Here is a 13,004-nt window from a genome sequence, read left to right on the forward strand (position 1 = left end):
AACAGAACGACGAAAAGCTGCGTTCGCAATCCGTCAGCGTTGCTTTATGGCTTCCAAAGCGGAACATCGGCCGGCGAGGTTCCCCACGAGGGCAACAAATACGCAGCTTCAAGTTTCTTTAGCGTTCCGTCTTTACCCATGTCCTCGATCAGTTGATCGATAACTTTCTTGTTTTCCGAACCCTTGGGGTAAATCCCCGCTGTCTCACCGCCCGACGCATATTTGCCAACGACAGAAAGCTTGCCGTTCGAGTTTTTCACCTGTCCGAGAATGATCGAGAGGTCGGTCATAACCGCATCGACCTTGCCAGCCGCAAGCGCGGTAAACATAGATGCGGTGTCGTCGTAGACGTCCAGGCTTTTAACCTGCAGCGTCTCCTGCGCGAAAGGCACCAGCGTCGTGCCGGCCTGCGTTCCGATTTTTCCGGTCCGCATGTCGGCCTCCCCTAGCGGCTTGTCGCTGCGCGAAGCAACGCCGTAATCGGAATTCATATAGGGCGCTGAGAAATCAACAACTTTTTTGCGCGGTTCAGTAACCGAAATCAGCGCCAATGCGATATCGTAATCCTTGTTTTGCCCTGCAACGATAGAGTCAAACGACGCATTCACAAGCTTGACCTTCTCAAGCCCCAGCCGATGCGCGATGTTGACGGCCATGCAGAATTCGTAACCATCCTTGATCGTTTCAGGCGTATCACCGTTGAATTGGCCAAGTGCTGGCAAATTGATAATTACGGTGAGTTGATCGGCGACCGCGGGTGTAATCTTTGCCGTCGCCTTTTCACCCAGGAGCGGACAGTCCCCATACCCTTCAGTCGCAGCCATTGCCGCAGATAAACTTCCCAGTGAAGCCATCCCCACAGCAACGACGCCGCACATCGTTGCAGTTAAAAGCTTTCTTACTTTCATATTCCCCTCTTACTTTCTTGTATTATGAGGTTAGAGAACCCGTTCTGCCCCTTTGCGGGCGAGATCCATATAAATTTCCTGAAGCCGGCGCGTATGAGGGCCAGGGACGCCATCGCCCACTACATGTTCCTGAATACCGATAACGGGTGTCACAAAGCTCGAGGCACTCGTAAGAAACGCCTCCTTCGCAGCCTTCGCTTCGTCGATACTGAACAAACGTTCCTCGATTTTAAGATTGTGTTCTTGAGCGATTTTAAGGACTGCGCGCCGTGTGCAACCAGGAAGCACAGCGTGCGAATTCGGGCGTGTAATAAGCACATTGTCATCGGTAACGATAAATGCCGTGGAAGATGCGCCCTCGGTCACAAATCCGTCCTCCACCAGCCAAACTTCGTGATAGCCTTGGCTCTTGGCTTTTTTCTTCGCCATCACCTGCGCAAGTAGCATCACCGTCTTGATATCGCGCCGAGCCCATCGTGTATCGGCGGCAACGTCGACGCGAACCCCGTCGCGGACAGAGGCCGCAGATGTGAGGTTCTTCGGTTGTGTGAACATGATCACATTCGGTTTGATCCCGTCTAAGTAAACGAAATCCCGCTCGGCTTCGCCGCGCGTTACCTGAATATAAACCACACCCTCTTCAAGTTTGTTCCTGCGGATCAGTTGAATTTGTGCGGCGTGTATTTCTGCCTGTGATAGAGGCAGCGCAATGTCGAGCTCTTTTAATGACCGTTCAAGGCGCGCTAAGTGGAGATCATTATCCACAAGTCGCCCGTCAATGACAGCGCTCACTTCGTAGATTCCATCGCCAAAAAGAAAGCCGCGATCAAAGACCGAAACCTTGGCGTCGCTCTCGTCGACCAATGCTCCGTTTAGATAAATTATTCTGCCCACGCTGCGTCCTCACCGTGCCCTTTTTTGATATCTGGACGCTAAGGCGATTGAGTAATGCTGGCCAATGCTATGTTTTCAAATCGTTATGCAAGATTTGCATAGCGATCCAATACCCAAAGATGTATAGGTGAGTGAGAGTTGCAACGCTGAAAGCGTTCAAAAGTCCTGCGCGCTAGATGCTTAGGTGCACTGATGGAATTGAAATGGCTCGAAGACTTCATCATGCTCGCATCGACGTCGAGCTTCTCGCGTGCAGCAGAAGCACGGAACGTCACCCAATCGGCGTTCTCTCGACGGATAAAACAACTCGAAGTTTGGTTAGGCGCGTCTCTTGTAAACCGCGCGACATTTCCAACTCATCTCACCCGCGAAGGAAAAGAGTTTCTGCTGGTCGCACAGGAAACCGTACGACAATTTTATGCAACACGTAAAAGTCTTCAACCCAGCCGCCGAGGCAAAAACCCGCCGCTCAGATTTTCCGCATTGCATACGCTGACGGTGACATTCTTTCCGCATTGGCTAAGGGGCATCCAAGAGACAGCAGGCGAGATCAATTCACAACTCGCACCTGATCGCGGCGGCTTTGAAGACAACATCGCAACCCTCACTGAGGGCGAAGTTGACTTCTTCCTGACCTATGCACATCCTTCGGTGCCAAGCTTTATCGACAAAGAGCGTTTCCCCTCTATTCTTCTGGGCACGGAACGATTGATCCCCGTATCATTGCCCTCGAGCGACGGACCGGTTCTCGACTACGCTATAACAAACGGAACGCCCCTTCCCTATCTTAGTTATGGAGAAGTTTCGTTTTTTGGAGCCGCGCTTGCCCAAAAATTTGCGAGCGGACCAACTTTTTCCCGCAAAACTGTTCATGAAAATACAATGTCAATCGGCCTCAAATCGATGTTGCAGGCAGGATGGGGCATGACGTGGCTTCCTGAAAGTCTTATCCATGACGAATTGCAGCGCGGGGAAATCGTGCCCGCCTCGGCGGACCCTTATTGGAGCCTGACGGTGGATATTCGGATCCTGCGTCATCACACACCACTCCCAGTCGGAGCGGAGAATTTTTGGAAGTATCTTGGTGCACACTCCAAAAACGATAACGACTAAAGGGCCTTCACATTAAAAATGCGGCGACTCTGGCGGAATTTTGGATTCCTCGATGTCGCCGCCAAGAATTCAAAACCTATTTTGTGTTTCCACCACGTTTATACCTGCAGAAACTCCAGGATCACGCCATTTGCATCGTCCGGGTCAACAACAATGCTATCCTGCTGCGCCTTATAAGTGATCCCGTTTGCATCCAAGACCGAGCGCGATTTACTCAGATCGCTCACCTTAATAACAAGATTGGCGAATGCAGCATTGGGGACTTTGCTTACAGCCTCATTACCGTAAGTTTGCTCAGCCTGCTCGCGACTGTAAACGATAATGTCGGCTGAATTTGAACCGGTGTGCACCCGCAATGGGGCGTCGGCTGTAACTTTGCCTTCCCCATACAAACGAGCAAACCCGCGCGCTGCAGCTTGCGGGTCCGCTGAAATCAAACCAATGGCTGAAAGCGCGATCGCACCGTTTTCGTGTTCGAGAAGTTCAGGCAGCCACACAGTGTCGCGTGTCTTATGTTGACACATGAAGACCATGCCCTGAGGGACCTCGTCATCATTGAACGAAACAGTTTCAAACGCGGCGATACCTTCGCCACCCTTGGGCAACTCTACTGGACGTTGGAACGCACCGACCTCGCTTGTTTGAATGCCAAGAGCCGCGAGTTCCGCTTTAGCCTCGCGCGCATTGTCAATTCGACAAGCGATAGCGTGAAGCCCCTCTCCCTGATCAGCGAGCCTTTGCCGTTGATGAAGGTTTCCTTGCGTCTCATTCACAATCCCGAGAAGTTCAAAATAGTCGTCCGGCAACATGATCGTATAGTTACCAGTGCCCTTTTCCTTACTGTGAAGACCGCGTGGGCTCAACGTGAACCCCAAACGTCGATAGTGTTCCGCGCTCTTGTCCAGATCGTTGACGAGAATAAAAACGTGATCGACACCTTTGACGGGATGGGTCATGCAAACAGGTCCTTTCAATTCATCTAAGCGCGTTTGGTTCACGCTACAGCACGGATGGTCGATAAGAGATACGCCACGGCACTTTTGCAAGTTCAAAAGCAGATATTTTGAGCAAAAATTTTACTCCGGTTAGGATTTTTTTTCGCCTAACCCACTCGCAGACCCCGGTATTAGCAATTTTACCCCGCTACAGCTCTGAAATTCGACACTTATTAACACCGTCCATGCGGTATTTTTTACCAATATTGAGAGATTTCTTAGTTTATCTTGACAAGTTAGCCGCAGATTCTAGCATGGTTGTGCTTGTGTGGAATATTTGCACCTTGAAGCAGCTTTTTGAGCAGTTTCAAGGGCTTGAACAATATCGGCCGGTGCGGGAAAAGAGGCATGAAAGCCCTCCCTCAACGTCCTTCAGGGGAACAGAGAATGCATATCAAAAAAGCTGGCCTTGGCCTGTTTCTCGCCGCTTTTTCGATCGCGTCGGCGCCAAGCCACGCGGAAGAAATAAAGCGCGGCGGCTCGGTGATCGTCCATATGAACACCGAGCAAGGTGTTCTTAATCCGGCATTGCGCGCCTCCACCGGCGTCTACCAGATTACTGGACGAATTATGGAGCCACTCATCGATCGCACTTATGAAGGCTATGTGCCAGTGCTGGCAACGAGCTGGTCTTCTTCTGAGGACGGCAAGGCTATCACTTTCAAGCTGCGTGAAAACGTGCGCTGGCATGACGGCCAACCGTTCAGCTGTGATGATGTATCCTTTAGCGCAATGAACCTTTGGAAAAAGCTGCTTAACTATTCGACGACACTTCAAGCCAATCTCGAAGCCGTCGATTGCACCGATCCACATACCGCTGTTTTCCGCTATTCGAAGCCGATGCCACTGGAATTGCTGGTCGCAGCGATGCCGGACCTTGGTCATCCGGTGCCAAAGCATCTTTATGAAGGCACCGACATCTTAAAGAATAAATACAATTCAGCACCCGTGGGTACCGGACCGTTCAAATTTGTTGAATACGAGCGCGGACAGCACATTATTGCCGAGCGCAACGATGACTATTGGCGCGGCAAGGAATACCCTTATCTTGATCGTGTCATCTGGCGCTTCATGCCCGATAAAGCTGCAGCAGCCGCGGCGCTTGAAGCAGGTGAAATGATGGAAACCGCCTTTAATGGAATTTCCATGTCAGATACCGAGCGCCTTGAGAAAGACGGCCGCTTTGACACTGGAACCAAGGGCTTCGAAAACAACGTCGCGCATTCGACCATTGAGTTCAACCTGCGCAATCCCATCCTCGCAAATCTGAAAGTGCGTCAGGCAATCTATCACGCTCTTGATATCGATTTCGCGATCAAAAACATCATGCGTGGCTATGCAAAGCCAGGCCGCGGTCCAATCCCAAGCTCAGGCGGCGCAAATTACACCGACGATGTCGAGACTTATGCCTATGACGTCGAAAAGGCAAAGAAGCTACTCGATGAAGCTGGCTATCCAGCTGGTCCGGACGGCATTCGTTTCAAGCTGCGCCACCGCCCTGCGCCATGGGGCGAATACACGCAGCTTTGGGCCGAGTACTACGCACAGGCCATGAAGGAAGTCGGTATCGACGTGCAACTGCTTACCAACGACGCCCCAGGTTTTCTCAACGGCGTTTATCGCGACCACGATTTCGATACGGCAAGCGGCTGGCACCAGTTCCGCTCCGACCCGGCCGTTTCCACAACTGTCTGGCTGCGCTCGGGCGCTCCCGCCGGAACGGCATGGTCGAACCAGTTTGATTATAAATCCGACGAGATGGATCAGTTGATTGATCAGGCTGCCTCCGAGCTTGACCCGGCAAAACGCGCCGATCTCTACCATCAGATCCAGAAACTTGAGATGAAAGACCTTCCTGTCATCTTCGCCATCGAACATCCGTTCGTCGGTGTCACCAACAAAGCGCTCAAGAACCATCACAATACTCCGCGATGGGATTCTTCGAGCTGGTACGATCTCTGGATCGATCAATAAACGCAATCAGGCTGTTGCCGATATACGGCAACAGCTTTTTTTCCTCCCGACAGCAAAAACTGCGTCTGAATATCTGCAGGATAATTCCCAATGTCCCTGCCTCCAATCCTGAGTTTTGCCCTCCGGCGTATCTTGCAGGCGATACCGGTCATTCTTCTCATCATGATCGGCTCGTTCCTTCTGATTAAGCTTGCCCCTGGCGACACGGTCGATGCCCTTGTCGGCGACATGGGCGGCGCTGACCCTCAATTTGTCGCTAATTTGCGGGCCGAATATGGTCTTGATCAGCCAATATGGGTGCAACTCTCAATCTACATGACCAAGCTAGCGCAGTTCGATTTTGGATGGTCCTACGTCTATGAGTTGCCGGTGGTTGACGTCCTGATGTCCCGCCTCATGCCCACATTGCTGCTCATGATTTCGTCATTGTCCGTCGCATTTATCTTCGGTATCGCGCTTGGTGCTTTTGCAGCGCGCCGCGCCTATTCGCTGACTGATAATGCGATCTCGACCCTCGGCCTCATCTGCTACGCGATGCCAAGCTTCTTCCTCAGCCTCATACTGATGTTTGTCTTTTCCGTGAAACTCGGTTGGCTGCCTGTTGGCGGCTACAAAACAATTGGTGGCTTTTATTCGGGCTGGAAGAATGTCTGGGACATCACAGTTCATATGGTAATGCCCACAACAGCACTGTCGCTGATTTACGTTGCCTTTTATATGCGGCTCATGCGTACCAGTGTTCTGGAAGTCGAAGATCTCGACTATGTTCGCACGGCACGCGCGAAGGGCGCGAGCGGTGCGCGACTGATGTTCCATCACATCATGCGCAACGCCTTTCTTCCCGTGGTAACCCTGCTTGGACTTCAGTTCTCAACGGTCCTTGGCGGTTCAGTCGTGATCGAAACCATTTTCTCGCTGCCCGGCCTCGGTCAACTTGCCTACACTTCGGTAATCAAACGCGACCTCAACACGCTGATGGGTATTATCTTTTTGTGCTCGATACTGGTGGTGCTCGTTAATTTCATCACCGACCTCATCTATGCGCGGTTAGACTCCAGGATTGAATTGTCATGACGTCGCAAGATCTTTCTCTTCCCCGTCCCAAAGATTCTCGCTCTCGGATTTTATGGCAGCGTTTTAGCCGCAACCGCGCTGCAGTCCTGGGGCTCATTCTTTTCGCTGCCGTAGTGGCGATCGCAATCTTTGCCGATGTCATTACACCCGGGGATCCTCTGCGCCGCGTAGGCGACCCTCTCACATGGCCGTTTGTCAATGCGGCAACGCCGCTTGGAACAGATCAACTTGGCCGCGATATCATGGCCGGCATCTTTCACGGCGCACGCATCTCATTGCTCATTGGTGTCGTTGCCACACTGATTTCGATTGTCATCGGTATAATAATCGGTGCGGTCGCCGGCTATTATGGCGGCTGGATCGATGACGCGCTAATGCGCGTGACAGAAGCCTTCCAAACCGTTCCGAGCTTCGTTCTGCTGCTAACCCTCGTCGCAATTTTCGGTTCCTCTATTGAAAACATCATCCTCTGTATCGGTATCGTTTCCTGGACAGCACCGGCTCGCATGGTACGTGCAGAATTTATGGCATTGCGCAATCGCGAATTCGTCGATGCAGCCCGCAATCTTGGGGTCGGCAATCTTTCAATCATCTTTCGTGAAATCCTGCCCAATGCCCTACCGCCCGTCGTCGTCTTTGCGTCGGTTGTCATGGCAACCTCCATTTTGATGGAAAGTGCACTCGCATTCCTCAATCTTGGCGATCCAAACTATGCCAGCTGGGGCAACATGATCGGTCAGGGCCGTGCCGTTTTGCGCACCGACTGGTTCTGTTCGGTCATTCCGGGAATAGCTATTCTGCTCACTGTGCTATCCTTCAGCCTGCTGGGCGAAGGGCTGAACGACGCGCTTAATCCAAGGCAGAAAAAGAAATGACTGCGGCACCCGTTCTTGAAATTAACAACCTGCAAATTGCGCTGCCTGAAGGCGCAGATCGCCCCTTCGCACTGCAGGATCTGACATTGAGCGTCAAACCAGGTGAGATCGTCTGTCTGGTGGGCGAAAGCGGCTCAGGCAAATCTTTGTCAGCCGGCGCGATCATGCGCCTGCTGCCCGAGCCGCATGTTCGTGTCACGAACGGTTCCATCCGGCTCGAAGGCATCGACCTTTACACGCTCAGCGAAGCCGACATGAAGAAGCTTCGCGGTGATCGGATTGGAATGATTTTTCAAGAGCCGATGACCGCACTTAATCCCCAAAAGACTGTCGGCTGGCAAATCGACGAGGTGCTGCGTTTGCACACCAAGCTTGGCCGCAAGGAACGTCACGCAGCCGTTCTGGACATGCTGGCTGAAGTCAAAATCCCTGATCCGGAATCGGCTTATAATGCTTATCCGCATCAGATTTCCGGCGGTCAGCGCCAGCGTGTCATGATTGCCATGGCGCTGATCTTGAAGCCCCGTCTGATTATTGCAGATGAGCCGACCACAGCCCTCGATGTCACAACACAGGCACAAATCCTCAAACTGATCCGTGATCTTCAGCACCAGCACAATACAGGTATTTTGTTCATCACCCATGACTTCGGTGTGGTGGCGGAAATCGCCGACCGTGTCGCAGTACTTCGTCTTGGCGAACTGGTCGAAGAAGGGGTGGCCGAGCAAGTCCTCAATCATCCCAAGCACCCTTATACCAAAGCGTTGATTGCTTCGGTTCCGGCGCTGACACCACCCGAAGTAACATCATCCGGTGAGAGTCAGCCTGTCATTTTAAAAGCCAGCAACCTGAGCAAGACATTTAAGGCGCAGGGTGGATTGTTCAGCGCAAAGCGAAGCGCAGTGCCTGCTGTCAAAGACTTGTCTTTCGAACTTCGCCAAGGTGAAACCCTAGGCGTTGTTGGTGAAAGCGGATCAGGAAAAACCACAGTTTCGCGCATTGTCACGCGCCTTCTTCAAGCCGACGGCGGCAGCGTCAATCTGAACGGCCGTGACTTTCTTAGCGCGAATACACGCGATGTACGCACCATGCGCAAAGATATCCAAATGGTCTTTCAGGACCCCATGGCATCGCTTAACCCACGCCGGCGTGTCGTCGATCTGATTGCACAGGGGCCGATCGTTCACGGTGTACCCAAAAAGCAAGCCCATGCGAAAGCTCGTGAATTGCTCGAACTGGTCGAGCTGTCACCCGCAGCTGCAGATCGTTTCCCTCATGAATTCTCTGGCGGTCAGCGTCAGCGCATCGGCATCGCCCGTGCACTGGCACTCGAACCCCGCGTTATCGTAGCCGATGAACCAGTCTCGGCGCTTGATGTCTCCGTTCAGGCACAAGTTCTGCGACTGTTGGCCGATCTGCGCGAAAGATTGAACTTGTCACTGTTGTTCGTAACACACGACCTGCGCGTTGCAGCCCAGCTTTGCGACCGCGTGATTGTGATGTCGAAGGGCGAAATTGCTGAAACCGGCGCAACGGCTGACGTCTTTGCCAATCCACAGCATGAATATACCCAGCGTCTCCTTGCCTCGATCCCCGGCAAGAACTGGACGCCACCCCGCTTGGTCAGCAAAGAATGAAGGCGCCAGATATCATGGAAAAAGTTGAGTTCCCTCCGTCCATCTGGGCGGCAACCGCCCCTGCCCGTAACCTGACCCAGCCACTGATCAGCAACGCAGAAGCCGATGTCGTGATCGTTGGAGGCGGCTTCACTGGACTTTCAGCAGCCCTGCATCTTGCCAAACGCGGTAAGCGCGTCATCGTGCTGGAAGCCAAAGCGGTGGGTTGGGGAGCATCGGGACGCAATAATGGTCAGGTCATTCCCACGATGACTGCGGCAGAACCCGATGCAATCACCAAACGATACGGGTCGTCAGGGGAACGCTTCGCCAAGCTGATTGGCAACAGTGCCGATATTCTGTTTTCAATCGTACGCGAAGAAAAGATCGAGGCTGAGGCTGAGCAAACAGGTTGGTTTCAGCCGGCACATTCCTCTGGACGGGTAAAACTCTCGCAAGCGCGTGTCGAAGCATGGAAGCGGTTTGGCTTTCCTACTCAATATCTCGACAGCGCCTCGACTTCGAAGCTTCTGGGCAGCGACTTTTGGTATGGCGGGATGTTCAACCCGACAGGTGGCCACATCAACCCTCTGGCTCTGGCCCGAGGCCTTGCAGCAGCGGCCGAACGCCATGGAGCCATAATTTACGAGAGAAGCCCTGTAACCTCCTATGAACGCAAAGGCGATCACTGGGAAGTAAGCGCTAATAGTTCTGTTGTCCGCGCCAAAGGCTTCCTGCTCGCGACAAACGCCTATACAGGCGAAATCCGCGAACAGCTCGCACCGAGACTTGCGAGGACAATTGTCCCCGTTCTGTCATGGCAAATGGCAACAGCACCCCTCAACGATACGCTGCGTGCAAGCATCCTTCCCGGTCGTCAAGCCGTATCCGATACGCGTGGCGATCTGCGCTTCTTTCGCTATGATGCACGCAACCGCCTGATCACGGGCGGTGTGGTAATGGGCGACTACAATGTCGCAGAGCGCGTCAAGCAAAAAGCGGCGCGCAATCTGGCAGAAGCCTTTCCAGCTCTTGGCGCACCCGAAATGACCCATGTCTGGAGTGGTTATATCGGCATGACATGGGACAGATTCCCCCGTGTTCATCAGCTCGGGACCGATGGCTGGGCCTGGATCGGTTGCAATGGTCGTGGCGTGGCGCTGGGCACCGCGCTCGGACGTGAACTGGCTCGCGCCTTGGATGGCGAGCCGTTGCAAGACCTTGCCCTACCAATATCCGAGCCCGCGCCGCTACCGCTGCACAAAATCGCACGCAGGATTGCGCCCTTCTATCTCGCATGGTTGCGGCGCAAGGATCTTACTGAGCCGAATTTGTAAATAAGTCTGTCGAACATTCATGTGAAAGGTAGACCCATGAATCAACTTCCAATTCTCGAGCGACGCCGCATCGAAGCGCTGGTTCTAAAAAATGTGTACGAGGTTCTTCGCACGCGGTCAGGCGAAGAAGAAGCTCAGGCTGTGATCGGGGAAGCCGTATCCCGTTCAGCTATAGAACAAGGCAAGAATTTTGCTGTGGAATTGGGGCATACGCCCGACCTCGAGGACTTCGCCGATATCCTACCGCTCTGGACCAAAGACAATGCCCTTGAAATCGATGTGTTGTCACAGGGCAAGGATTACTTTGATTTTAATGTGAAGCGTTGCCGCTATTCGGAAATGTATCGCGAGATGGGACTTGGCCATATTGGCCATTTGCTGTCTTGTAACCGCGATGGTGATTTCTGCATCGGCTATAATCCAGAAATGAAATTGGAACGCACACAAACCATTATGCAAGGCGCAAGCCATTGCGACTTCCGTTACAGCCTTGAGACAAAACAACAAGGAGCCTGAGATGCCGGTTGAAAATTGGACTTCGAACCAGCTTGATGATCTGATTGCCTTCCGCCGCGATCTTCATGAAAATCCTGAACTGCTTTACGATGTAAACAGCACGGCTGAAAAAGTCGCCGAAGCGCTGCGTGCGGCGGGTCTCGACGAAGTGGTTACAGGCATCGGTGGCACAGGCGTGGTCGGCGTCATTCGTGGCCAAAGCAACAATTCAGGCCGGGCTGTTGCTTTGCGCGCCGATATGGATGCACTCCCCATCCTGGAAGAGACTGGCGCACAATGGTCATCAAAAATCCCCGGAAAAATGCATGCCTGCGGACATGACGGTCACACCACAATGCTCTTGGGCGCCGCTCGCGAACTTGCGAAAAGCAGAGCCTTCGACGGCACTGTGATTGTTATCTTCCAACCTGCCGAAGAAGGCGGCGCCGGCGCAAAAGCCATGATCGATGACGGACTTTTCAAACGCTGGCCGGTCAACGAAGTTTATGGCATGCACAACCGCCCAAATCTCGACGTGGGCAAGTTCACCATCAATTCAGGCCCAATCATGGGGTCAGTGGACGTTCTTGACATCACGATCGAAGGCGTCGGAGGGCATGCGGCGTCTCCGCATCATACGATCGACCCGATCCCAGTTACCGCAGCGCTCATTCAGGCCATTCAGACGCTGACGGCTCGCACCGTTGACCCTTTGGATTCTGCGGTTATTTCGATCACCACAATTCACGGTGGCGATGCTTTCAATGTCATCCCACAGTCTCTCAAACTAACCGGCACAGTGCGAACATTACGAGAAGAGGTGCGCAATCACATTGAAGACCGCCTCACCCGTGCGGTGCAGGGCATTGCCGATGCATTCGGTGCGAAAGCCACTCTAGATTATCAACGCAACTATCCAGTTACCGTCAATCATGAGCATGAAACCGAGCTCGCAGCTCTTGCCGCTGAAGCGGTTGCGGGCATAGGCCATGTCACACGCGACATGCCAGCAACACTCGGCGGAGAGGATTTTGCTTTTATGCTCAATGAAGTGCCCGGGGCGATGATCAATATCGGCAATGGTCCGAGCGCTAACCTCCATCATCCAAAATATGACTTCAACGACGATGCTATCGCTTGGGGTTGTTCCTATTGGACGCAGTTGGTCCGCCAAAGGCTGCCTATCTAAACCCCATACGCCACAGCTTCTTAGGCGTCTCCTAGCCGCTAGAGCATTTCCAGTTTTCGTTGAAACCTCGGAAATGCTCTATCTATCTGTTATTTCGCGCATTTACCTACAGCCGCTTTGCGCTTTTAGGGATGCAGCTTAGATGAACCTGCGGCTTTGTTGCAATCAACGATCCGTCACATCTTGCCATAGACTGCCTCAGCAGATCCAAAATCTGTTTAAATGTCCATATCCTTCGAGTTCGGGTACCGCTGCAATAATAGAGGTGAGGTTTTCTATTTCCAGCCGCTAGCGCGGATATCTGGATCCAATTGATAGCACCACCCGCGTCTGATGATATTCAATCGCTGTAAAGACAGTCTTTCAAAGCCTTTGCAACGATTTCAATTGCGGCGAAATTCGCCGCTCAGCACCGGCTCCTGTTTGAGGTTATCGAGCCAGTTGGTATCGAGTTTTGGGACGGACGAGAACAGCAGCCTTGAATAAGGATGGCTCGCCTCGCCTCCCATCATGTCGGGACGCAGCTGCTCGACT

Annotated in this window: 11 protein-coding genes; 8 read left to right on the forward strand and 3 right to left on the reverse strand. The window is 52.9% G+C overall.

Annotated elements, in window-relative coordinates; translation table 11 throughout:
* Positions 1 to 44: 44 nt before the first annotated feature.
* Complete coding sequence (locus QSJ70_RS24075) at positions 45 to 908, reverse strand: ABC transporter substrate-binding protein (RefSeq protein WP_215779241.1); 864 nt, start codon at positions 906 to 908, stop codon at positions 45 to 47.
* Between the two features lie 30 nt (positions 909 to 938).
* Positions 939 to 1,802: a D-amino-acid transaminase gene (locus QSJ70_RS24080; RefSeq protein WP_285540325.1), complete on the reverse strand. Its 864-nt coding sequence runs from the start codon at positions 1,800 to 1,802 to the stop codon at positions 939 to 941.
* 192 nt (positions 1,803 to 1,994) lie between these two features.
* Between QSJ70_RS24080 and QSJ70_RS24085 the strand changes: the two genes are divergently transcribed.
* Positions 1,995 to 2,915, forward strand: coding sequence for a LysR family transcriptional regulator (locus QSJ70_RS24085; protein WP_215779244.1), 921 nt, complete (start codon positions 1,995 to 1,997; stop codon positions 2,913 to 2,915).
* A 98-nt stretch (positions 2,916 to 3,013) separates the two neighbouring features.
* On the opposite strand, the gene QSJ70_RS24090 is transcribed toward QSJ70_RS24085, so the two are convergent.
* Positions 3,014 to 3,871 carry a VOC family protein gene (locus tag QSJ70_RS24090; RefSeq protein ID WP_215779246.1) on the reverse strand — a complete coding sequence of 286 codons (858 nt, stop codon included), beginning with the start codon at positions 3,869 to 3,871 and terminating at the stop codon, positions 3,014 to 3,016.
* Between the two features lie 426 nt (positions 3,872 to 4,297).
* On the opposite strand from QSJ70_RS24090, the gene QSJ70_RS24095 reads away from it, so the two are divergent.
* From QSJ70_RS24095 to QSJ70_RS24125, 7 genes are all read left to right on the forward strand, one after another.
* Complete coding sequence (locus QSJ70_RS24095; RefSeq protein ID WP_215779247.1) at positions 4,298 to 5,884, forward strand: ABC transporter substrate-binding protein; 1,587 nt, start codon at positions 4,298 to 4,300, stop codon at positions 5,882 to 5,884.
* 90 nt (positions 5,885 to 5,974) lie between these two features.
* Positions 5,975 to 6,958 carry an ABC transporter permease gene (locus tag QSJ70_RS24100; RefSeq protein WP_285540330.1) on the forward strand — a complete coding sequence of 328 codons (984 nt, stop codon included), beginning with the start codon at positions 5,975 to 5,977 and terminating at the stop codon, positions 6,956 to 6,958.
* On the forward strand, positions 6,955 to 7,833 hold the full coding sequence (locus QSJ70_RS24105; protein WP_215779251.1) for an ABC transporter permease: 879 nt from the start codon (positions 6,955 to 6,957) through the stop codon (positions 7,831 to 7,833). The genes QSJ70_RS24100 and QSJ70_RS24105 overlap by 4 nt, the downstream gene beginning before the upstream one ends.
* Positions 7,830 to 9,470 carry an ABC transporter ATP-binding protein gene (locus tag QSJ70_RS24110; RefSeq protein ID WP_285540333.1) on the forward strand — a complete coding sequence of 547 codons (1,641 nt, stop codon included), beginning with the start codon at positions 7,830 to 7,832 and terminating at the stop codon, positions 9,468 to 9,470. Before QSJ70_RS24105 ends, QSJ70_RS24110 begins: the two co-directional genes overlap by 4 nt.
* A gap of 14 nt (positions 9,471 to 9,484) precedes the next feature.
* Positions 9,485 to 10,786: an NAD(P)/FAD-dependent oxidoreductase gene (locus QSJ70_RS24115; RefSeq protein ID WP_285540334.1), complete on the forward strand. Its 1,302-nt coding sequence runs from the start codon at positions 9,485 to 9,487 to the stop codon at positions 10,784 to 10,786.
* A gap of 36 nt (positions 10,787 to 10,822) precedes the next feature.
* The gene (locus tag QSJ70_RS24120; protein WP_285540335.1) at positions 10,823 to 11,302 is read left to right on the forward strand and encodes an L-2-amino-thiazoline-4-carboxylic acid hydrolase; all 480 of its coding nucleotides are present in this window, start codon (positions 10,823 to 10,825) and stop codon (positions 11,300 to 11,302) included.
* Position 11,303: 1 nt separating this feature from the next.
* Positions 11,304 to 12,470 (forward strand): M20 aminoacylase family protein, encoded by a 1,167-nt coding sequence (locus QSJ70_RS24125; protein ID WP_285540337.1) that lies wholly within the window; start codon positions 11,304 to 11,306, stop codon positions 12,468 to 12,470.
* Positions 12,471 to 13,004: the final 534 nt, after the last annotated feature.

It is taken from the genome of Brucella sp. NBRC 12950, from assembly GCF_030268145.1.
Lineage (GTDB): Bacteria > Pseudomonadota > Alphaproteobacteria > Rhizobiales > Rhizobiaceae > Brucella.

Excerpts from the sequence above, each read along its gene's own strand:
- QSJ70_RS24095 (WP_215779247.1), top strand. The coding sequence starts at position 4,298 with ATGCATATCAAAAAAGCTGGCCTTGGCCTGTTTCTCGCCGCTTTTTCG.
- QSJ70_RS24075 (WP_215779241.1), bottom strand. The coding sequence starts at position 908 with ATGAAAGTAAGAAAGCTTTTAACTGCAACGATGTGCGGCGTCGTTGCT.
- QSJ70_RS24105 (WP_215779251.1), top strand. The coding sequence starts at position 6,955 with ATGACGTCGCAAGATCTTTCTCTTCCCCGTCCCAAAGATTCTCGCTCT.
- QSJ70_RS24110 (WP_285540333.1), top strand. The coding sequence starts at position 7,830 with ATGACTGCGGCACCCGTTCTTGAAATTAACAACCTGCAAATTGCGCTG.
- QSJ70_RS24090 (WP_215779246.1), bottom strand. The coding sequence starts at position 3,871 with ATGACCCATCCCGTCAAAGGTGTCGATCACGTTTTTATTCTCGTCAAC.
- QSJ70_RS24100 (WP_285540330.1), top strand. The coding sequence starts at position 5,975 with ATGTCCCTGCCTCCAATCCTGAGTTTTGCCCTCCGGCGTATCTTGCAG.
- QSJ70_RS24115 (WP_285540334.1), top strand. The coding sequence starts at position 9,485 with ATGGAAAAAGTTGAGTTCCCTCCGTCCATCTGGGCGGCAACCGCCCCT.
- QSJ70_RS24125 (WP_285540337.1), top strand. The coding sequence starts at position 11,304 with ATGCCGGTTGAAAATTGGACTTCGAACCAGCTTGATGATCTGATTGCC.
- QSJ70_RS24085 (WP_215779244.1), top strand. The coding sequence starts at position 1,995 with ATGGAATTGAAATGGCTCGAAGACTTCATCATGCTCGCATCGACGTCG.
- QSJ70_RS24120 (WP_285540335.1), top strand. The coding sequence starts at position 10,823 with ATGAATCAACTTCCAATTCTCGAGCGACGCCGCATCGAAGCGCTGGTT.